This window comes from Streptomyces sp. NPDC018964 (genome assembly GCF_044390325.1).
In the GTDB taxonomy this organism is placed as follows: Bacteria; Actinomycetota; Actinomycetes; order Streptomycetales; family Streptomycetaceae; genus Streptomyces.
Genome location: NZ_JBIRYZ010000005.1, coordinates 78537 through 99132 on the forward strand (window position 1 = coordinate 78537; position 20596 = coordinate 99132).

Sequence of the window (20596 nt, forward strand, 5' to 3'; positions counted from 1 at the left end):
GTCACCGCCTGAGCCGGTCCGCGCCGCTCAGGGCAGCAGGGCGAAGCCGTCGAGTTCGACCAGGGCTCGTTCGTCCCAGAGGCGGACCACCTCGACGACCGCCATCGCCGGGTAGTCGCGCCCGGCCGACTCCCGCCAGATGCGGCCGAGTTCGCGGGCGTGGCTGCGGTACGCGGCCACGTCGGTGGCGTAGACGGTGACGCGGGCCAGGTCGGCGGGGGTGCCGCCGGCCGCGCGCAGGGCGGTGAGGAGGTTGGTGAGGGCCCGCGCGAACTGTTCGGGCAGGGTGTCGCCGGCCACCTCGCCGTCGGCGTCGAGGGCGGTCTGGCCGGCCAGGAACACCAGCCGGGAGCCGGTGGCGACGACGGCGTGCGAGAAGCCGGCCGGCGGGGAGAGCTCGGGCGGGTTGACGCGCTCGGTGGTCACCGGCCCTCCAGGTTCCCGTACAACTCCTTGGCGATGATGCCCCGTTGCACTTCGCTCGCCCCCTCGTAGACGCGGGGTGCGCGGACCTCACGATAGAGGTGTTCGAGCAGGTGCCCGCGTCGCAGGGCACGGGCACCGTGCAGCTGGACGGCCCGGTCGACGACGTACTGCGCGGTCTCGGTGGCCAGCAGCTTCGCCATCGCGGAACGCCCAGGGACGCCGTCGGCGCCCGCGTCGTACGCCGTCGCCGCCGCGTACACCATGAGCCGGGCGGACTCCGTGCGCAGGGCCATCTCGGCGACCTGGTGGGCGACGGACTGGAGGTCCTTCAGCTTGCCGCCGAAGGCGTCCCGCCGGGCGGTGTGGGCGAGGGTCGCGTCCAGGGCGGCCTGCGCCATGCCGACCGCGAAGGCGCCGACGCTGGGGCGGAACAGGTTGAGGGTGTCCATGGCGACCCGGAACCCCCGGTCGGTCTCGCCGAGCACGTCGTCGGCGGTCACCGGTACGGCGTCGAAGCGGAGGGCGCCGATGGGGTGCGGGGAGAGCATGTCGAGGCGGCTGCCGGTGAGGCCCGGGCGGTCGGCGGGGACCAGGAAGGCGGTCACGCCCCGCGCGCCGGCGCCGGGGGTGGTGCGGGCGAAGACGGTGTAGAAGTCGGCGTCGGGGGCGTTGGAGATCCAGCACTTCTCCCCGGTGAGCCGCCATCCGGAGCGACCGTCGGGGTCCGCGGCCAGGGACTCCGGGAGCGGGGCGGTATCCGGAACCCCGGCGGCATCCAGGACCGGGGCGGCGTCCGGAACCCCGGCGGCATCCGCCGTCTCACCCCGCGTGCCGACGCGTCCGCCGCCCCGCGCGGCGTGGTCCGACGCCGTGCCATCCGGCCCCGCGGCCGGTCCGGGGGATTCCGTCCCGGACCCTGTCGTGACCTCCCCCGCACGAGCCGGCCCGCTCCGTACCGCAGCGCCTGGCGCCCCGGCACCACGCGCCGGACCCGCAGACCCCGTCCAGCCGTCCAGCGCCCCACCGCGCCCGCCCCGCCCCGCAACATCCGGCACCCCGGCACCACGCGGCGAGCCCGCAGGCCCCATCCAGGCATCCGACGCCCCACCGCGCCCGCCCCGCGTCGCCGCGTCCCGCTCGGGTGGCTTCGTCGGGGCCGGGTGGGCGGTCGGCTCCGCCCTGAGTGACAGGGCCGCCGCGTCCGAGCCGGCGTCCGGCTCGCTGAGCGCGAACGCCGCGATGACGCTGCCGTCGCTCACCCCCGGCAGCCAGCGGGCCCGCTGGGCGGGGGTGCCGTGGGCGTGCACCGGGTGGGCGCCGAGGCCCTGCAGGGCCAGGGCGGTCTCCGCCTCGGTGCAGGCGTGGGCCAGGGACTCCCGCATCAGGCACAGGTCGAGCGCGCCCGAGGTGAACAGGCGGGAGAGCAGGCCGAGGGCGCCCAGTTCGGCGACCAGGGCGCGGTCGACCCGGCCGGGTTCACCCTTCCCGGCGAGCGGCCGCAGGCGTTCCGCGGCCAGGGCGCGCAGCTCGGCGCACCAGGCGAGCCGTTCCGGTTCGAGCGAGAATGCGGTCATCGCCGGTCCCTTCCCTCGCCTCCGGGCCGCCCCCGAGGCTATCGCGAACCGTTGACTGCCGTCACCAACACGATACGCTCCTGATGCGAGCCCACCACGCCGAGGGGGCGAACCGCCATGAACCCACGGGCCACCGCGCACGTCGACACCTTCGCCCGCGACCACCTCCCGCCACCCGGCCAGTGGCCCGACCTCCGCTTCGACCTGCCGGAGCTGCGCTACCCCGACCGGCTGAACTGCGCCGCGGAGCTGCTGCACGGCCCGCCCGACGACCGCCCGGCGTTCCGCACCCCCGACGGCACGACCTGGACGTACGGCGAGCTGCGCGCCCGCGTGGACCGGCTCGCGCACCTCCTCACCGGCGACCTCGGGGTCGTCCCCGGCAACCGGGTGCTGCTGCGCGGCCCCACCACACCGTGGCTGGCCGCCTGCTGGCTGGCGGTGCTGAAGGCGGGCGCGATCGCCGTCACCGTACTGGCCCAGCACCGCCCGCACGAGCTGAGCACCGTCTGCGAGATCGCCCGGGTGCGCCACGCCCTGTGCGACGTCAGGGCCGTCGGCGACCTCGCCGAGGCGGAGATCCCGGACCTCTCCCTCACCACCTACGGCGGTGACTCCCCCGGCGACCTGCTGCACCGCCCGGCGCCCGGCACACCGTACGAGGCCGTGCCGACCGCGGCCGACGACGTGGCGCTGATCGCCTTCACCTCCGGCACCACCGGACGCCCCAAGGGCTGCATGCACGTCCACCGGGACGTGCTGGCGATCGCGGACACCTTCTCCCGGCACGTGCTGAAGCCGGTCGCGGACGACGTGTTCGCCGGCAGTCCCCCGCTGGGCTTCACCTTCGGCCTCGGCGGCCTGGTGGTGTTCCCGCTGCGGGCCGGGGCGAGCGCGCTGCTCCTCGAACAGGCGCGTCCCGAGCAACTGCTGGCCGCGATCGCCGAGCACGGGGTGTCGGTGCTGTTCACCGCGCCCACCGCCTACCGCGCGATGCTCGCCGGACTCGACGGCCACGACGTCTCGTCGCTGCGCCGCTGCGTCTCGGCGGGCGAGAACCTGCCGGCCGCCACCTGGCGGGCCTGGCACGAGCGCACCGGGCTGCGGATCATCAACGGCATCGGCGCCACCGAACTGCTGCACATCTTCGTCTCCGCCGCCGACGAGGCGATCCGCCCCGGCACGACGGGAGTTCCGGTCCCCGGCTGGCAGGCGCGCGTGCAGGACGCCGACGGCACGCCCGTGCCCGACGGGGAGCCGGGACTGCTCGCGGTGCGCGGCCCCGTCGGCTGCCGCTACCTCGCCGACCCGCGCCAGCGGGAGTACGTGCGCGGCGGCTGGAACATCACCGGCGACACCTACGTCCGTGACGCCGACGGCTACTTCCGGTACGTCGCCCGCGCCGACGACATGATCATCTCGGCCGGGTACAACATCGCCGGCCCCGAGGTCGAGGACGCCCTGCTGCGCCACCCGGACGTGGTCGAGGCGGCGGTGGTCGGGCGGCCGGACGAGGCGCGCGGCCAGGTCGTGGTGGCGTACACGGTCCTGAAGGAGGGCGCGGAACGCGACGCCGAGGCGCTGCGCGCCTTCGTGAAGTCCGAGCTCGCGCCGTACAAGTGCCCGCGGGAGATCGTCTTCCTGGACGCCCTGCCCCGCACGGCCACCGGCAAGCTCCAGCGGTTCCGGCTGCGCGCCCCCACCGGGAGCGGGGACGACCGCGCGTGACTCTGGGGAATCCCGCCGTCCGCATACGACTTAAGATGATCAACGTGTCCGACCAGCAAGCCCCCCACGCTCCGAGATCCCTCATCGTCACGCTCTACGGCGCGTACGGCCGCTCGGTGCCGGGCCCGGTGCCCGTCGCCGAGCTGATCCGGCTGCTGGCCGCGGTCGGCGTGGACGCCCCGTCCGTCCGCTCCTCGGTGTCCCGGCTCAAACGGCGCGGCCTGCTCCTCCCGGCGCGTACCGCACAGGGCGCGGCCGGATACGAACTCTCGCCCGACGCACGCCAGTTGCTCGACGACGGTGACCGGCGCGTGTACGCCACCGATCCGCCGGAGGACGAGGGCTGGGTGCTCGCCGTGTTCTCCGTCCCGGAGTCCCAGCGGCAGAAGCGGCACGTGCTGCGCTCCCGGCTGTCCGGCCTCGGCTTCGGCACGGCGGCCCCCGGCGTGTGGATCGCCCCCGCGCGGCTGTACGAGGAGGCCAGGCACAGCCTGGAGCGCCTGCGCCTGGACGCCTACGTCGACTTCTTCCGCGGCGAGCACCTGGGCTTCGCGCCCACCGCGGAGGCGGTCGCCCGCTGGTGGGACCTGGCCCGGATCGCCGAGCAGCACGAGGCGTTCCTGGACCGGCACGCGCGGGTGCTGCGCGCCTGGGAGCGGCGCGCGGACACCCCACCCGAGGACGCCTACCGCGACTACCTCCTCGCCCTGGACTCCTGGCGCCACCTCCCCTACGCCGACCCGGGCCTGCCCGCCGCCCTGCTCCCCGCCGACTGGCCGGGCATCCGCTCGGCGGCCGTCTTCCGTTCCCTGCACGAGCGGCTGCGGGACGCGGGGGCGGTGTTCGTGGGCGTGTGACGGTCCGTACGAGCCGCCCGCCGGCCCTGCGCACGGGGGTGCGGGCCCCGTGCGCAGGGCCGGCGCGGTACCGGCGGAGCACGGACCGGCCCGACGGGCGGGGTCAGTTCCCGAGGTCGAGACGGGGCCTGGGTGCGTCCGTACGGCCGGTCCGGGGCCGCCTGCTGCCGGCCAGGTACGGTGCCGGCCAGACCGCGCCCGGCCCTTCGTAGCCCTGCTCGGCCGCCGCGTGGAGCGTCCAGTGGGGGTCGTAGAGGTGGGGGCGGGCCAGGGCGCACAGGTCCGTACGTCCGGCCAGGATCAGGGAGTTGACGTCGTCCCAGGAGGAGATCGCGCCGACCGCGATCACCGGGACGCCCGCCTCGTGCCGGATCCGGTCGGCGAACGGGGTCTGGTAGGAGCGCCCGAACTCCGGTGTCTCGTCGGCCACGACCTGCCCGGTCGACACGTCGATCGCGTCGACGCCGTGCGCGGCGAAGGCGCGGGCGATCGCGACCGCGTCGTCGGCCGTGGTGCCGCCCTCCGCCCAGTCGGTGGCGGAGATCCGGACGGTCATCGGCCGGTCCCCCGGCCACGCCGCGCGCACCGCGTCGAACACCTCCAGCGGGAAGCGGAGCCGTTTCTCCGGTGAGCCTCCGTAGGCGTCGGTGCGGTGGTTGGTGAGCGGGGAGAGGAAGCCGGAGAGCAGGTAGCCGTGGGCGCAGTGCAGTTCCAGCAGGTCGAAACCGGCCCGCGCGGCCCGCACGGCGGCGGCCGTGAACTGCTCCCGCAGGTCGGTGAGCTGGGCCCGGGACAGCTCGCGGGGCACCTGGCCACCTGGCTTGTACGGCAGCGGCGAGGCGGCGACGAGGGGCCAGTTGCCGTCGTCGAGCGGCTCGTCCATGCCCTCCCACATCGGCTTGGTCGAGCCCTTGCGGCCGCTGTGGCCGAGCTGCACGCCGATCGCGGTGCCGGGCGCCCGGTCGTGCACGAAGTCGGTGATCCGCCGCCACGCCTCGGTCTGCCGGCCGGTGTAGAGGCCCGTGCAGCCGGGCGTGATGCGCCCCTCGGGGCTGACGCACACCATCTCGGTCATCACCAGTCCGGCCCCGCCCAGCGCGCGGGCGCCGAGGTGCACGAGGTGGAAGTCGCCGGGGACGCCGTCGGCCGCCGAGTACATGTCCATGGGCGAGACGACGACCCGGTTGCGCAGGGTCAGTCCGCGCATCCGGAACGGGGTGAACATCGGCGGCGTACCGGGCGGGCAGCCGAACTCGCGCTCCACGGACGCAGTGAAGCGGGCGTCGCGCAGCCGCAGGTTGTCGTGGGTGACGCGGCGGCTGCGGGTGAGCAGGTTGAAGGCGAACCGGCGGGATGGCTGGGCCACGTGGAGGGGCAGGTTCTCGAACCACTCCAGGCTGGCGCGGGCGGCGCGCTGGGTGGAGGCGACGACGGGCCGGCGCTCCGCCTCGTAGGCGGCCAGCGCGTCGGCCGGTGACGGCTGTTCCTCCAGGCACGCGGCGAGCGCCAGCGCGTCCTCGACGGCGAGTTTGGTGCCGGAGCCGATGGAGAAGTGCGCGGTGTGGGCGGCGTCGCCGAGGAGCACGACGTTGCCGTGCGACCAGCGCTCGTTGACGACCGTGCGGAAGGTGGTCCACGTCGAGTTGCCGGACCTCAGGGGGCGTCCGCCGAGCGCGTCGGAGAAGATCTTGGCGCAGCGTCCGACGGACTCCGTCCCGTCCGTCTCGTCGAATCCGGCGGCGCGCCAGACCTCGTCGCGCATCTCGACGATCACGGTGGAGGCGTCGGTGGAGTAGGGGTAGCCGTGGAGCTGCATCACGCCGTGCTCGGTCTCGGCGATCTCGAAGCGGAAGGCGCCGAAGGCGAAGTCGGCGGCCAGCCAGATGTAGCGGCAGCGGTGCTCGGTGACGCGGGGCCGGAACACGTGGGCGAAGGCCTCGCGGGTGGCGCTGTGGACTCCGTCGGCGGCCACCACCAGGTCGTACGTCTCCGCCAGCCGGGCGGGGTCGGGGGCTTCGGTCCGGAAGCGCAGGTCGACCCCAAGGGAGCGGCAGCGGTCGTGCAGGATCTCCAGGAGGCGGTGCCTTCCCAGGGCGGCGAAACGGTGCCCTCCGCAGGTCTGGAGGGTGTTCCGGTGGACGATGTCGATGGTGTCCCAGTGGACGAAGGCCCGCTGGAGGGCCGCGTAGACCTCCGGGTCGGCGTGTTCGATGCCGCCGAGGGTCTCGTCCGAGAGGACGACGCCGAAGCCGAAGGTGTCTTCGGGAGCGTTGCGCTCCCACACGGTGACCTGGCGGTCGGGGGCGAGGCGTTTGAGCAGGGCGGCGGTGTAGAGGCCGCCGGGGCCTCCGCCGATGACCGCCACCCGAAGGGGGTGGTTTTCCTTGTTGGGCGGGTGCGGAGCCGTTGTGGTTGATCGCGCAGTTCCCCGCGCCCCTGAGGATGACGCAGTCCCCTTGGTCGAGAGCATCCCCTACCTCCCCTGCCACTTCGGTGGGCGCTTCTCGGTGAACGCCGCGTGGAATTCCGCGTAGTCCTCGCCGTTCATGAGCAGGGCCTGGGTGGAGGCGTCCAGTTCGATCGCCGCCGACAGGGGCATGTCCAGTTCGGCGGTCAGGAGGGCCTTGGTCTGGGCGTGGGCGAGTGCCGGGCCGTCGGCCAGGCGGCGGGCCAGGGTCCGGGCGGCCTCGTCCGCGCCGCCCTCGTCGGCGAGTGCGCTGATCAGGCCGATGCGTTCGGCCTCCGGTGCGCGCACCGTGTCGCCCAGCATCAGCAGCCGGGTGGCGTGGCCCAGGCCGACGACCCTCGGCAGCAGGTACGCCGCGCCCATGTCGCCGCCCGACAGGCCGACCCGGGTGAAGAGGAAGGCGAAGCGGGCGCCGGGGTCGGCGACCCGGAAGTCGGCGGCCAGGGCGAGGACCGCGCCGGCGCCCGCCGCCACTCCGTGGATCGCGGCGATCACCGGGAACGGGCACTCCCGTACCGCCCGCACCACCTGGCCGGTCATCCGGTTGAAGTCGAGGAGCTGGGCGGTGTCCATCGAGAGGGTCGCGCCGATGATCTCGTCGACGTCGCCGCCGGAGCAGAAGCCGCGCCCCTCGCCGGCCAGCACCAGGGCCCGTACGGCCCGCTCCCGGGACAGCTCGGCGAGCAGGTCACGCAGGTCGGCGTAGGCGCCGAAGGTGAGCGCGTTGAGCTTGTCGGGGCGGGCGAGGGTGACGGTGGCGACGCCGTCGACGACCTCGACGCGCAGATGCTCCCAGCGGTCGGTGCGGGCGGCGGAGCCGGTGAAGGGACTCATGAGGGCGGCCTCCTGGGACGGGCACTGCGCTGCTCAGTGAGCTCTGCACCATGAAGTTATCACCGATCGGTGACTGCCGTCACGGTCACGCGATACGCTGTTCGGGCGCCGCGCGTGCGCGGCGGGGCCCGCCCCCCTCGAAGGGCCGTACCGGGTGCGCCGTACCCTTGACGGTTGAAAACAGGAGCACCCGCTCCACGAACGGACTCGCCGTGCACGAACCCCCCGCCGCCTCCACCTCCTGGCGCGTCGCGCTGCCGCACACCACCGCGGCGGTGCCGGTGGCGCGTGCGCTGGTCCGTACGGCGCTGGCCGAGCGGGAACACGCCGCCGACTGCGACACGGCGGAGCTGCTGACGGCGGAGCTGGTGGCCAACGCCGTGGAGCACACCCCCGGGAGCTCCCCGATAGAGCTGGTGGTGCGGCTGCTGCCGACCGGCTGCCAGGTCGAGGTGCACGACGCCGACCCGGAGCCGCCCGGCGACCTCACCCGCCCGGCCCGCGGCGTGCCCGACCCCTGGCAGGAGCACGGGCGCGGGCTGCTGCTGATCCGCACCCTGAGCTCGTCCTGCGGGCACCGCCCCACCGAGTCCGGCAAGGCGGTGTGGTTCCGGCTGCCGGGCCAGCGGCGCCCGCTCTGAGCGGGGCGCGGGGCCCGGGAGGGCTCAGGCGAGGGTCGCGACCAGGACGGCCTTGATCGTGTGCATGCGGTTCTCCGCCTCGTCGAAGACGACCGAGTGCGCCGACTCGAAGACCTCGTCGGTCACCTCCAGGGAGGTGAGGCCGTGGGTCTCGAAGATCTCCCGGCCGACCTTGGTGCCGAGGTCGTGGAAGGCCGGCAGGCAGTGCAGGAACCTGACGTCCGGGTTGCCGGTGGCGCGCAGGACGTCCATGGTCACCGCGTACGGGGCGAGGTCCTTGATCCGCTCGTCCCAGACGTCCTTGGGCTCTCCCATGGAGACCCAGACGTCCGTGGCGACGAAATCGGCGCCCGCGACGCCCTCGGCGACGTCCTCGGTGAGCGTGATGCGCGCCCCGCTCGACGCGGCCAGCTCCCGTGCCCGGTCGACGACCTCCTGGGCGGGCCAGTAGGACTTCGGGGCGACGATCCGTACGTCCATGCCCAGCAGGGCGGCGGTCACGAGGTAGGAGTTGCCCATGTTGAAGCGGGCGTCGCCGAGGTAGGCGAAGGCGATGTCGGTGAGCGGCTTGGGGCTGTGCTCGGTCATGGTGAGCACGTCGGCGAGCATCTGGGTGGGGTGCCAGTCGTCGGTGAGCCCGTTGTAGACGGGCACCCCCGCGTACGCCGCGAGCTCCTCCACCTTGGCCTGACTGTCCCCCCGGTACTCGATCCCGTCGTACATCCGGCCCAGTACCCGCGCGGTGTCCTTCACGGACTCCTTGTGGCCGATCTGCGAGCCGGACGGGTCGAGGTACGTGGTGGAGGCGCCCTGGTCGGCGGCCGCGACCTCGAACGCGCAGCGCGTGCGCGTCGAGGTCTTCTCGAAGACCAGCGCGATGTTCCTGCCCCGCAGGTGGCGGTGCTCGGTCCCGGCCCGCTTGGCGGCCTTCAGTTCGGCGGCCAGCTCCAGCAGGCCGAGGAACTCCTGCGCGGTGAAGTCCAGCTCCTTGAGGAAGTGGCGGCCGGCGAGGGCGGTCGGGACAGTCGCCATGGGGCGCTCCAGGGGATGGGGGACACGAACCCTTGGAAGTGTATACGAACTTTTGCATTTCTATACAGCACGTTTCCGTACGGATCGATTCTGCGCGGCTCGTTCCGGTACGGCGCCTCACACCGCGTCCCGCTGGACGGGACAGCTCATGCAGCGCGGCCCGCCCCTGCCCCGGCCCAGCTCGCTGCCGGGGATCTCTATCACCTCGATGCCCTGCTTGCGCAGGTGCGTGTTGGTGGTGACGTTCCGCTCGTAGGCGACGACGACGCCCGGCTCGACGGCCAGGACGTTGCAGCCGTCGTCCCACTGCTCGCGTTCGGCCGCGTGCACGTCCTGGGTGGCGGTCAGCACCCGGATCTCGCTGAGCCCCAGCGCGGCCGCGATCGCGCGGTGCATGTGCTCCGGCGGATGGTCGGTGACCTTCAGCTCCTTGTCCCCCGCGCCCGGCTCGATGGTGTACGAGCGGAGCATGCCGAGCCCCGCGTACTGGGTGAAGGTGTCGCCGTCGACCATCGTCATCACGGTGTCGAGGTGCATGAAGGCGCGTCGCTTCGGCATGTCGAGCGCGACGATGGTCGCGGCGGAACCGGCCGCGAACAGCTTGTGCGCGAGCATCTCCACCGCCTGCGGGGTGGTCCGCTCGCTCATCCCGATCAGCACCGCGCCGTTGCCGATGACCAGCACGTCCCCGCCCTCGATGGTGGACGGGTAGTCGGCCTGCCCCTCGGACCAGACGTGGAAGGGCTCCGCGCGGAACAGCGGGTGGTGCCGGTAGATCGCCTCGAAGTGCACGGTCTCGCGCTGCCGGGCCGGCCAGCGCATCGCGTTGATGGCGACACCGTCGTAGATCCAGGCGGAGGTGTCGCGGGTGAAGAGGTGGTTGGGCAGCGGGCCGAGCAGGAAGTCGTCGAGCTCCATGGCGTGGAAGCGCACGGAGGTCGGCTCGGGGTGGGCGTCCAGGAACTCCCGCTTGGTCATCCCGCCGATCAGCACTTCGGCCAGCTCGGACGCCGGGAGCGTCTCGAACGCGGCGCGGAGGTGGTCGGTGGCCAGCGGGCCGTACTCCTTCTCGTCGAAGACGCGGTCCAGGACGAGCGCGCGGGCCGCCGGGAGGTCCAGCGTCTCGGCGAGCAGGTCGCCGAAGAGGTGGACGGTGACGCCCCGGTCGCGCAGGACGTCGGCGAACCCGTCGTGCTCGGCGCGCGCCCGGCGCACCCAGAGCACGTCGTCGAAGAGCAGGGCGTCCTTGTTGCTGGGGGTGAGCCTTTTGAGCTCGAGATCGGGCCGGTGCAGGATGACGCGGCGCAGCCGCCCGGCCTCGGAGTCGACGTGGTAGGTCATGCCTTTCATCCTGACCGTCCGGGCGCGTGTTCACCCCTGTCCCCCGGGTTCCCGGCTTCCGGAAATCCGCTTCCGCCGGCCGGCGCGCAGGAGGCCGGCGCACCGGCCGGTCCGGGCGGAGCGCGGTGTGCTCCGCCCGGACCGGGTCGCGGCACGCCCGCGCCCGCTACAGCCGCGGGTCCACCGGCTCCGACTCCAGGGCCAGCACGGCGAAGACCGGCTCGTGGACGCGCCACAGCGGTTCACCCTCGGCGAGGCGGTCCAGGGCCTCCAGGCCGAGGGCGTACTCGCGCAGGGCGAGGGAGCGCTTGTGGTTGAGGAAGCGGTTGCGCAGGCGGGCCAGGTTCTCCGGGCTGGTGTACTCGGGGCCGTAGATGATCCGCAGGTACTCGCGGCCCCGGCACTTGATGCCGGGCTGCACCGGACGGCCCTTCTCGTCGTGGACCAGGGCGCCGACCGGCTTGACGACCATGCCCTCGCCGCCGCGTCCGGTCATCTCCAGCCACCAGTCGACTCCGGCGCGCACGGACTCGGGGTCGGCCGTGTCGACGTAGAGGCGGCGGGTGGTCCGCAGCAAGCCGGTGGTGTCGTGCTCGACCAGGCGGTCGATGAGGGCGAGCTGCTCGTCATGGGGCAGGGCGGCGAGGCTGCGGCCCTGGACGGCGAGGATCTGGAACGGCGCCAGGCGGACGCCGTCCAGACCGTCGGTGGTCCAGCAGTAGCGGCGGTACGCGTCGGTGAACGCCGCGGCGGAACCGGCGCGTTCGCGCTGGCGGTCCAGCAGGTCCCCGACGTCCACGCCACGGGCCGCGGCGCCCTCCAGGGCCGCCAGGGCGCCCGGGAAGACCGCGCCGGAGGCGGCGCCGACCGCCGCGTACTGGGAGCGCAGCAGCCCGGACGCCTTCAGCGACCACGGCATCAGCTCGGCGTCCAGCAGCAGCCAGTCGGTGCCGAGCTCCGCCCAGAGGCCGGCCTCGGTGGCGGCGGTGCGCAGCCGGCCGAGGATCTCCTCCGTGACGGAGGCGTCGTCGAAGAAGGGGCGGCCGGTGCGGGTGTAGAGGGAGCCGGTCTCGCCGCCGGTGGTACCGAAGCGCCTGGCGGCCACGTCGGCGTCGCGGCAGACCAGGGCGACCGCGCGGGAGCCCATGTGCTTCTCCTCGCACACGACCCGGGCGACGCCGTCCCGCTCGTACTGGGCGAACGCCTCGGCCGGGTGCTCCAGGTAGCCGTCGAGGTGCGAGGTGGCGGTGGGTGCCATGGTCGGCGGGAGGTACGGCAGCAGGCGCGGGTCGATCGCGAAGCGGCTCATCACCTCCAGGGCCGCGGCGGCGTTCTCCTCACGGATCGATATCCGGCCGTGGTGCCGGGTCTCGACGAAGCGGCGGCCGTGCACGTCCGCCAGGTCCAGCGGGCGGCCCTCGTGGCCGCCGGGGGCCTCGGTGCGCAGCGGGCGGGCCGGCTCGTACCAGACCCGCTCGGCCGGTACGTCGACCAGTTCCCGCTCCGGCCAGCGCAGCGCGGTGAGCTTGCCGCCGAAGACGGCGCCGGTGTCCAGGCAGATGGTGTTGTTGAGCCAGGTCGCCTCCGGGACGGGGGTGTGGCCGTAGACGACGGCGGCGCGGCCGCGGTAGTCCTCCGCCCACGGGTAGCGCACGGGCAGGCCGAACTCGTCGGTCTCGCCGGTGGTGTCGCCGTACAGGGCGTGGCTGCGGACCCGGCCGGAGGTGCGGCCGTGGTATTTCTCCGGCAGACCGGCGTGGCAGACCACCAGCCGGCCGCCGTCGAGGACGTAGTGGCTGACCAGTCCGTCGATGAACTCCCGTACCTCGGCGCGGAACTCCTCGCTCTCGGCGTCCATCTGCTCGATGGTCTCGGCGAGTCCGTGGGTGTGCTGGACCTTGCGGCCCTTGAGGTACCGGCCGAACTTGTTCTCGTGGTTGCCGGGCACGCACAGCGCGCCGCCCGCCTTCACCATGGCCATCACACGGCGCAGTACGGCGGGGCTGTCCGGGCCGCGGTCGACGAGGTCGCCGACGAAGACGGCGGTGCGGCCCTCGGGGTGCACGCCGCCGGCGTACCCCAGCTTGCCGAGCAGCGCCTCCAGTTCGGCCGCGCAGCCGTGGACGTCGCCGATGATGTCGAAGGGGCCGGTGAGGTGGGTGAGGTCGTTGAACCGCTTCTCGGTGACGACGGTGGCGTGGTCCACCTCCTCCGCTCCGCGCAGCACGTGCACCTTGCGGAAGCCCTCGCGCTCCAGGTGGCGCAGGGAGCGGCGGAGTTCGCGGGTGTGGCGCTGGATGACGCGGCGGGGCATGTCGGCGCGGTCGGTGCGGGTGGCGTTGCGCTCGGCGCACACCTGCTCGGGCACGTCGAGGACGATGGCGATCGGCAGGACGTCGTGCGCCCTGGCCAGCTCGATCAGCTGCCGCCGGGCGTCCTGCTGCACGTTGGTCGCGTCGACGACGGTGCGGCGGCCGGCGGCCAGCCGCTTGCCGGCGATGTAGTGCAGCACGTCGAAGGCGTCGCGCGACGCGCTCTGGTCGTTCTCGTCGTCGGCGACCAGACCTCGGCAGAAGTCGGAGGAGATGACCTCGGTCGGCTTGAAGTGGCGGCGGGCGAAGGTCGACTTGCCCGAGCCGGAGGCGCCGACGAGCACCACGAGGGAGAGGTCGGTGACGGGCAGGGTACGGACTCGCGGCTGCGGGGTCCCGGGGGTGGTGGTCATGCGGCCTTCGCCTCCTTCGCGGTGCCGGCCGTGAACACGGCCATCTGGGTGGGCGGTCCGACCTCGGGGTCGTCCGGTCCCACGGGTACGAACTCGACGTCGTAGCCGTGCCGTTCGGCGACCGCGTGCGCCCAGGCGCGGAACTCCTCGCGGGTCCACTCGAAGCGGTGGTCGCCGTGCCGGACATGGCCGGCCGGGAGGGTCTCCCAGCGCACGTTGTACTCGACGTTGGGGGTGGTCACGAGGACCGTACGGGGGCGGGCGGAGCCGAACACCGCGTACTCCAGGGCGGGCAGCCGGGGCGGGTCGAGGTGCTCGATCACCTCGCTGAGCACGGCGGCGTCGTACCCCTTGAGCCGCTTGTCGGTGTACGCCAGCGAGCCCTGGAAGAGCTGGACGCGCGCCGCCTGCCGCTCCCCCATGCGGTCCAGCTTGAGCCGCCGGGAGGCGATGGTGAGGGCCCGCATCGACACGTCGACGCCGACGATCTCGGTGAAGGACGGGTCCTTGAGCAGTGCCTGGACGAGCTGGCCCTGGCCGCAGCCGAGGTCGAGCACCCGGGCGGCGCCATGGGCGCGCAGTGCGGTGAGGATCGCCTCCCGCCGCCGCACGGCGAGCGGGGTCGGCTTCTCCTCGGTGTCGGTCTCCTCGGCCACGGCGTTGTCGATCTCCTCGACGTCGCTGTCGTCCGCCTCGGCCAGCCGGACCAGCTCCAGGCGCTCCATGGCCTGGCGGGTCAGCGACCAGCGGCGAGACAGGTAGCGGCTGGTGATCAGCTTCTGCTCCGGGTGCGCGGGCAGCCAGCCCTCACCGGCGCGCAGCAGCTTGTCGACCTCGTCGGAGGAGACCCAGTAGTGCTTGGCGTCGTCGAGGACGGGGAGCAGGACGTAGAGGTGGCGCAGGGCCTCGGCGAGGGTGAGCGTGTCCGCCTCCAGGACCAGGCGCACGTACCGCGAGTCGCCCCACTCGGGGAACTCGGCGTCCAGGGCCACGGGCTCGGCGGTGACCGTCCAGCCGAGCGGCTCGAAGAGCCGGCCGACGAGTCCGGCGCCGCCGCGGGCGGGCAGCGCGGGCACCTCGACGCGCAGCGGACGCGGTTGTCCCGGCAGTTCCGGGCGGGCGGCGCACACACCGCGCATCGCGCTGGAGAAGACGCCGCTCAGCGCGACGGCGAGCAGGGAGGACGCCGCGTACGGGCGGTCGTTGACGTACTGCGCGAGTGCCGCGTCGGGGGCGCCCCCGCGGCCCTTGCCCTTGCCGCGCCGGACCAGTGCCACCGCGTCCACCTCCAGCAGCAGCGCCGCCGTGCAGCGCTCGGCGTCCGCCTCGGGGTAGAGGACGTGGGCCGTGCCGTAGGACGTGGAGAACGCCTGCGCCTTCCCGGGATGCTTGTGCAGCAGGAAACCGAGATCGGTCGCCGGGCGCTCGGCGGAGCCGGTGGTACTGATCGTCAGGAACACGGTGGTTACACCTCGAGAAACCTTCTGAGCTGGGGATACACACCGGATTCGGGCGTGCGGTGCCAACGTACCGGGAACGGCCGGAAAGGCTCCGGGAATTTACGGGCGGATGCGGCGGGGCCGCCCGTTGTGCACGGACGGCCCCGGTTCCCGTGGAGCCGGTGTCACGACAGCTGGGACTGGACCTGGGCGGAGATCAGCTCCAGGTGGTCGAGGTCGTGCAGGTCGAGGACCTGGAGGTAGATGCGGCTGGATCCGGTCTCGGCGTAGCGGCCGATCTTGTCGACGACCTCGGCCGGGGAGCCCGCCAGGCCGTTGGCCTTGAGTTCGTCGACCTCGCGGCCGATCGCGGCGGCGCGGCGGGCGACCTCCTGGTCGTCCTTGCCGACGCAGACGACGAGGGCGTTGGAGTAGACGAGGTCGCCCGGGTCGCGGCCGGCCTCCCGGGCGGCGTCGCGGACCCGGCCGAACTGCGTCGCGGTGTCCTCGACCGAGGCGAAGGGCATGTTGAACTCGTCGGCGAACCGGGCGGCCAGCCGGGGGGTGCGGATCGCGCCGTTGCCGCCGATGAGGACCGGCACCTTGGGCTGGGCCGGCTTGGGGAGCCCGGGGGACTTGGTGAGGTCGTAGTACGTGCCGTGGAAGTCGAAGGTCTTGCCGGTCTCGGTGGCCCACAGGCCGGTGACGATCTCCAGCTGCTCCTCGAGGCGGGCGAACTTCTCCTTCGGGAAGGGGATGCCGTACGCCTTGTGCTCCTCCTCGAACCAGCCCGCGCCCAGGCCGAGTTCGACACGGCCGCCGGACATCTGGTCGACCTGGGCGACCTGGATGGCGAGCACGCCGGGAAGGCGGAAGGTGGCGGCGGTCATCAGGGTGCCGAGCCGGATGCGCTTGGTCTCGCGGGCGAGGCCGGCAAGGGTGACCCAGGCGTCGGTGGGGCCGGGCAGGCCGTCCCCGGACCCCATGCTGAGGTAGTGGTCGGAGCGGAAGAAGGCGTCGAAGCCGAGGTCCTCGGTGGCCTTGGCGACGGTGAGGAGGGTGTCGTAGGTGGCGCCCTGCTGGGGTTCGGTGAAGATGCGAAGATCCATGGCTCCATCCTGCACGGTCCGCTGCGGGCCGCCGCACACGAGGGGCCGGGGCGCCCCGTCGGCGACCGGGCAGGGGCCGGCGGTGTGGTGCGACCGGTGCCGGTGGGCACCGTCGCCCTCCGGGCCCGGCCGGTGTCCCGCTCCGGGGCTTCTCAGCATGAGGGGCGGGGCCCATGATGGCGGCATGGCTGTCAGCGAGGATCTGCTCTGGGACGCGGCGGACAAGAGCACGCGGACGGCTCCGCGACTGCTGCGCACGGCGGTGGCGGCCGGCTGTCTCGGCCTGGTGCTGTGGGCGGTGTCCGACGCCATGTGGGCGATCCGCGCCGTCGCGGCCTGTGTACTGGTGGGGTTCGCGTACCTGGTGTGGGATCGGCGGCGTCTGGTCGAGGTACGGATCGTCGCAGGGGAGGCCGGTGGCCCTGCCAGGCTCCGGCTGCGGCACGCCGGCGGACGGACCACCGACCACGGCCCTCAGCGGGTGGCCCGGGTCCTCGTCGTCCACGACAACGTCGTCGACTCGGCGAAGCTTCGCCTGAGGTTGCGGAAGGGACCGCTCTTCTTCGGGCGTCCGGGGCGGGCCCCGGAGCTCGCGGCGTGGCGGGAGACGTGTCCGAGGGCCGCCGTCGGCAGCAGGGGCGCCCTGTGGGGGATGCCGGGGATCCCTGACTGACACGGGCCCTGCCGGTGGCCCGGCCGACGGGACGGGGCCGTGCGGTGCGCGGTGTCAGCCCGCCTCCCGCTCCGGCACGTGTTCGTCGCGGTCCGCCAGTTTGCGGAGCATCTCCAGGACGCGGTCGCGGGACTCGTCCGCCGCGTCGATGGCCTCCACGCACTGCCAGTAGGTCGTCTCGTCGGCCGCCGAGCTGGCGAGCCCCACCAGGGCGATACCGACCTCGCCGAGCAGCCCGCCGAGGTGCATCAGGACCGGGCGGGTCTCGCCCAGCTCGGTGAGCCGGGCCGCGCGCAGTCCGTCCGGGCCGAGTTCCGGGGTGCCCAGCACTCCGCAGCCACGGCCCGCCAGTTCGGTCAACCCCAGTGCCTCACCCCGTAGTTCGGGCGGGCCGGCGACGGCGAGGCGGCTTCCTATCGCCTGCGCCAGGGCCTGTGCCTGCCACACCTCGGTCAGCAGCTCCCGCACGCCACCGTCCGCGGCCAGGGCGCGCCTGCTTGTCACGATGAGCCGCACAGCGTCCATGCGCTGCCCCCGTCTGTCCGACGCGCTGCCCACGCGTCCGCATCCGTTGAACTCCCTTGTTCACTACCCAGAGTGAAAGAGTGTGAGACAAAAAGCCAGAGGAAGACCGAAATCTGCCGACAATGATTCGAGCAGAGTTCATTTTTCGTATACGGAGAGTGATACCGGAGTCGGTGAGTCCTCACCCTTGGGGCGGCTCCCCCACCGGGAACCTGCGCTCGTTTCGGTCGATCTTCGCGGCCAGCGCGGCCAACGGATCGACGCCGAGCACCTCGCAGAACTGGAGCAGGTAGGCGAGGACGTCGGCGACCTCGTCGCTCACGCGGTGCGCGGTGTCCGGGTCGTCCATGACGCGGGCGGACTCCTCGGGCGTCAACCACTGGAAGATCTCCAGGAGTTCGGACGCCTCCACGCTGAGCGCGGCGACGAGGTTCTTCGGGGTGTGGTAAGGCTGCCAGTTCCGCGCGGCGGCGAACTCGGCGAGGCGGTGCTGGAGCCCCGCGAGTTCGAGGGGCTCACGGGAACGCTCGGCGTCGTACGGATCGGTCACGGTCCAGGTGTACCACCGTCACCCCGCTCACCCCCGCCGCCCAGGAGGCGTCGCTCACCGCCCCGACCAGCCGGATGTGCCCGCGCTCGCACATCCGTGCCGCCAGGCGCAGCAGTTCGGCCCGCTGCGCCGGATCCAGCGCCCGGTCCAGGCCGTCGGCGAGGACGGTGAGGGTCTGGAACGCCGCCGGGACCTCGCCGGGCGCGTCGACCTCCAGCACACCGGGCCCGGTGAGCAGCACCAGGGCGAGCGCGGCGTACCGCAGCTCGCCGTCGCCCAGGCGCCGCAGCTCGGTCCGGGTGCCGTCGCCCCGGTCGAGGAGGGCGCGGACCAGGCGGCCGGCGTCGTAGGGCTCGGCGAGCAGGCCGGTGACCGGCCCGGCGCATCCGGCGCGCACCGCGTCCACGAGGAGGGCGTACCGGCGTCCGCACTCGGCGCGGGTGCGCCACAGGACGTCGGCGAGGTTGTCGCAGCCACCGAGCAGCCGCCCGGTGCCGACCCGGACGGGGTCCCGCATCCGCTCGGGGCGGGGGTCGCAGGGGAAGACGGAGCGCAGGGCGACCACCATCTGCTCGGCGGCGGCGAGCACCCTGCGCTGTCCGGGGGTCTTGCCGGCGACGCGCAGCGGCAGCAGCGCGGTGCCGAGCCGGTCGTCCGGCAGCGGGGCCCGGGTCACCGGAGCCGCCCCGGCCGTGTGCCAGGCGGCCTGCACGGTGCGCCGGCCGGGGTCGCGCAGGGCGGTCTCCAGAAGGACCGTTCCACCCGCCGTCAGCCGCTCCCCCGCGATCCGCAGCACGGGTTCGGCCTGTACGGCGACCTCCAGCCGGACCGGCCCCTCGGGGCCGTCGGCCGTGCAGCCGATGCGGAAGCCGCGGCGGCGCTGGGCGTCGGCGCGGGCCCGCTCCGGCACGCAGGCGCCGGGCTCCGGGAACGCCTCCCCCAGCTCGGCCCCGCCGCCGAGCCGGGCGAGCGCCTCGTACGCCCGCAGCGCGCCGGTCTTGCCGCTCCCGCTGGGTCCGGCGAGCAGGGTGAGCGCCCCGAGCGGGAGCGCCACGCCGCGATGCCCGGCGAAGGCGGACAGCAGCAGCTCGGTGACGCGCGGCCGGTCGGGGTGGCCCACGACGCCGGCCGACCGCGCGGCCGACGGGTCCGGTGCGGCCGGTGAAACCGGTGGGGCCGATGCGGCCGGTGCGGCCGGTGCGGCCGGTGCATCCGGTGGGTTCGGTGCGGCCGGTGCGGCCCCCGGATCCGGTGCGGCCGGGCCCGCGGACAGGGGCGATGTGCCCGGGCGGGGCGGGGAAGGTGGGGTCATGTGCGGGACGCTAAGGGGTCCGGTGCGGGGCGAACCGTTCCGCTCGACGGGCCTTCCCACGATCGGGCGACGCGCTCAGGCCCCCGGCACTCCCACCCCCTCCATCAGCCCCGTGACCTCCGTGCCGGCCGGGGTCAGGAGGAAGACGTTGCGGTCGACCCGGTGCATTCCACTGGCCAGGCCGAAGACGACGCCCGTGCTGAAGTCCAGGACCCGTTTGGCGGTCTCGGTCTCCGCGCCGGTCAGGTCGAGCAGGACCGGTATCCCGGACATCAGTGTCTCGGCGACCTCGCGGGCGTCCGCGAACACGTTCACCCGCAGGACGACGAAGCGGCGGCGGGCCTCTGTCTCGGCCTCGGGGAGGGTGCGGTGGCCCACGGCGGACGGCCATGCGTCGCGGCCCCGGAGTGGGACGACCTGGGCGAGCCCCTCCCACTGTTCGTCGGTGACGTCGTGGCTGTTCACCGGCATGCTCCGTCCCCTGTGGTGCTGGCTGTCTGCATCGGGTAATTCTTACGCATGGTCACCCGATCGGCCCAATGTGACACGCTCCGCCATCGTGGCGGCGTGGGGGGCATGGGGGGTGGGGGGCGGCGGCGTAGGGGGCCGCAGGGTTTTTTCGCCCCCGCCGCCCCTTCCCGTTCCCGTCCCCCCGGGGGCGCTGCCCCCCGGACCCCCGCTCCTCAAACGCCGGAGGGGCTGATTGTCCCGAGGGCTGACGACAGAGAACTCGTTGACCTGGATCGCTTCGGCCGGTTGCATGAGCGTATGACCGGTGGAGTGGATGGTGTGGTGGGGCCCGTTGTCGCCTTCGAGACGCAGGAGGACTGGGAGGCGTGGCTGGAGGAGCACCAGGGGGACGTCGACGGGGCGTGGCTGAGGATTCCGAAGAAGGGGTCCGGGATCACCGGGGTCGACTATGCGACCGCCCTGGAGTCGGCGCTGTGCTACGGCTGGATCGACGGGCACAAGAGGGGGCTGGACGACACCCACTGGCTCCAGCGGTTCACCCCGCGGCGGGCGCGCAGCCGGTGGTCGGCGGTCAACCGGCAGAAGGCCCTCGACCTCATCGAGCGGGGGCGTATGCGGCCGTCCGGGCTGCGCGAGGTGGAGCGGGCGCGGGCGGACGGCCGCTGGGAGGCCGCGTACGCGAGCCAGAGCACGGCGACCGTCCCCGACGACCTCCGGGCCGCGATGGACGCGGCGCCCGGAGCCGCCGACTTCTTCGGCACCCTCGACAGCCGCAACCGGTACGCGATCCTGCACCGGATCGAGGAGGCCAAGCGGCCGCAGACCCGCGCGGCCCGGATCGAGAAGTTCGTCGCCATGCTCGCCGAGGGCGAGAAGGTCTACCCGTAGGCCC

At 73.5% G+C, this 20596-nt stretch carries 18 protein-coding genes; 5 read left to right on the plus strand and 13 right to left on the minus strand.

From position 1 onward, the window contains the following. Positions 1–27: 27 nt before the first annotated feature. Positions 28–426 (minus strand): RidA family protein, encoded by a 399-nt coding sequence (locus ACH5AO_RS10185; RefSeq protein WP_398923760.1) that lies wholly within the window; start codon positions 424–426, stop codon positions 28–30. Beyond that, on the minus strand, positions 423–2000 hold the full coding sequence (locus tag ACH5AO_RS10190) for an acyl-CoA dehydrogenase family protein (protein WP_398923762.1): 1578 nt from the start codon (positions 1998–2000) through the stop codon (positions 423–425). The genes ACH5AO_RS10185 and ACH5AO_RS10190 overlap by 4 nt, the downstream gene beginning before the upstream one ends. 117 nt (positions 2001–2117) lie before the next feature. Between ACH5AO_RS10190 and ACH5AO_RS10195 the strand changes: the two genes are divergently transcribed. Further along, on the plus strand, positions 2118–3728 hold the full coding sequence (locus tag ACH5AO_RS10195; protein WP_398923764.1) for an AMP-binding protein: 1611 nt from the start codon (positions 2118–2120) through the stop codon (positions 3726–3728). A gap of 35 nt (positions 3729–3763) precedes the next feature. Continuing rightward, positions 3764–4585, plus strand: coding sequence for a PaaX family transcriptional regulator C-terminal domain-containing protein (locus ACH5AO_RS10200; RefSeq protein WP_398923766.1), 822 nt, complete (start codon positions 3764–3766; stop codon positions 4583–4585). Between the two features lie 103 nt (positions 4586–4688). On the opposite strand, the gene ACH5AO_RS10205 is transcribed toward ACH5AO_RS10200, so the two are convergent. Further along, positions 4689–7055, minus strand: a complete 2367-nt coding sequence (locus ACH5AO_RS10205; RefSeq protein WP_398923768.1) for a bifunctional salicylyl-CoA 5-hydroxylase/oxidoreductase — start codon at positions 7053–7055, stop codon at positions 4689–4691. 3 nt (positions 7056–7058) lie between these two features. Beyond that, positions 7059–7886, minus strand: a complete 828-nt coding sequence (locus ACH5AO_RS10210) for an enoyl-CoA hydratase family protein (RefSeq protein WP_398923770.1) — start codon at positions 7884–7886, stop codon at positions 7059–7061. Positions 7887–8098: 212 nt separating this feature from the next. Here ACH5AO_RS10210 and ACH5AO_RS10215 point away from each other — a divergent pair, with 212 nt between their 5' ends. Next, positions 8099–8527: an ATP-binding protein gene (locus ACH5AO_RS10215; protein WP_398923771.1), complete on the plus strand. Its 429-nt coding sequence runs from the start codon at positions 8099–8101 to the stop codon at positions 8525–8527. 24 nt (positions 8528–8551) lie between these two features. Here ACH5AO_RS10215 and argF read toward each other — a convergent pair whose 3' ends face one another. The 5 genes from argF to ACH5AO_RS10240 all read right to left on the minus strand — a co-directional run bounded on the left by argF (position 8552) and on the right by ACH5AO_RS10240 (position 16173). Next, on the minus strand, positions 8552–9559 hold the full coding sequence (gene argF, locus ACH5AO_RS10220) for an ornithine carbamoyltransferase (protein ID WP_398923774.1): 1008 nt from the start codon (positions 9557–9559) through the stop codon (positions 8552–8554). Positions 9560–9676: 117 nt separating this feature from the next. Then, positions 9677–10900: an arginine deiminase gene (locus ACH5AO_RS10225; RefSeq protein WP_398923776.1), complete on the minus strand. Its 1224-nt coding sequence runs from the start codon at positions 10898–10900 to the stop codon at positions 9677–9679. A 166-nt stretch (positions 10901–11066) separates the two neighbouring features. Continuing rightward, a complete protein-coding gene (locus tag ACH5AO_RS10230) occupies positions 11067–13625 on the minus strand; it encodes a polynucleotide kinase-phosphatase (RefSeq protein ID WP_398923778.1) in 2559 nt (852 codons plus the stop codon). Next, positions 13622–15085, minus strand: a complete 1464-nt coding sequence (locus tag ACH5AO_RS10235) for a 3' terminal RNA ribose 2'-O-methyltransferase Hen1 (RefSeq protein ID WP_398923780.1) — start codon at positions 15083–15085, stop codon at positions 13622–13624. Before ACH5AO_RS10235 ends, ACH5AO_RS10230 begins: the two co-directional genes overlap by 4 nt. A 164-nt stretch (positions 15086–15249) precedes the next feature. Beyond that, complete coding sequence (locus ACH5AO_RS10240; RefSeq protein WP_398923782.1) at positions 15250–16173, minus strand: LLM class F420-dependent oxidoreductase; 924 nt, start codon at positions 16171–16173, stop codon at positions 15250–15252. Positions 16174–16357: 184 nt separating this feature from the next. On the opposite strand from ACH5AO_RS10240, the gene ACH5AO_RS10245 reads away from it, so the two are divergent. Next, complete coding sequence (locus ACH5AO_RS10245; RefSeq protein ID WP_398923783.1) at positions 16358–16846, plus strand: hypothetical protein; 489 nt, start codon at positions 16358–16360, stop codon at positions 16844–16846. Positions 16847–16900: 54 nt separating this feature from the next. On the opposite strand, the gene ACH5AO_RS10250 is transcribed toward ACH5AO_RS10245, so the two are convergent. From ACH5AO_RS10250 to ACH5AO_RS10265, 4 genes are all read right to left on the minus strand, one after another. Continuing rightward, complete coding sequence (locus tag ACH5AO_RS10250; RefSeq protein WP_398923785.1) at positions 16901–17371, minus strand: DUF6099 family protein; 471 nt, start codon at positions 17369–17371, stop codon at positions 16901–16903. Between the two features lie 181 nt (positions 17372–17552). Further along, positions 17553–17921, minus strand: a complete 369-nt coding sequence (locus ACH5AO_RS10255) for a nucleotide pyrophosphohydrolase (protein WP_398923787.1) — start codon at positions 17919–17921, stop codon at positions 17553–17555. Then, positions 17887–19233 (minus strand): ATP-binding protein, encoded by a 1347-nt coding sequence (locus ACH5AO_RS10260; RefSeq protein WP_398923790.1) that lies wholly within the window; start codon positions 19231–19233, stop codon positions 17887–17889. Before ACH5AO_RS10260 ends, ACH5AO_RS10255 begins: the two co-directional genes overlap by 35 nt. A 75-nt stretch (positions 19234–19308) precedes the next feature. Beyond that, entirely contained in the window at positions 19309–19704 is a 396-nt protein-coding gene (locus tag ACH5AO_RS10265; protein WP_398923792.1) for a cell division protein SepF, read from the minus strand. Positions 19705–20001: 297 nt separating this feature from the next. On the opposite strand from ACH5AO_RS10265, the gene ACH5AO_RS10270 reads away from it, so the two are divergent. After that, on the plus strand, positions 20002–20592 hold the full coding sequence (locus tag ACH5AO_RS10270) for a YdeI family protein (RefSeq protein ID WP_398923794.1): 591 nt from the start codon (positions 20002–20004) through the stop codon (positions 20590–20592). Positions 20593–20596 lie beyond the last annotated feature (4 nt).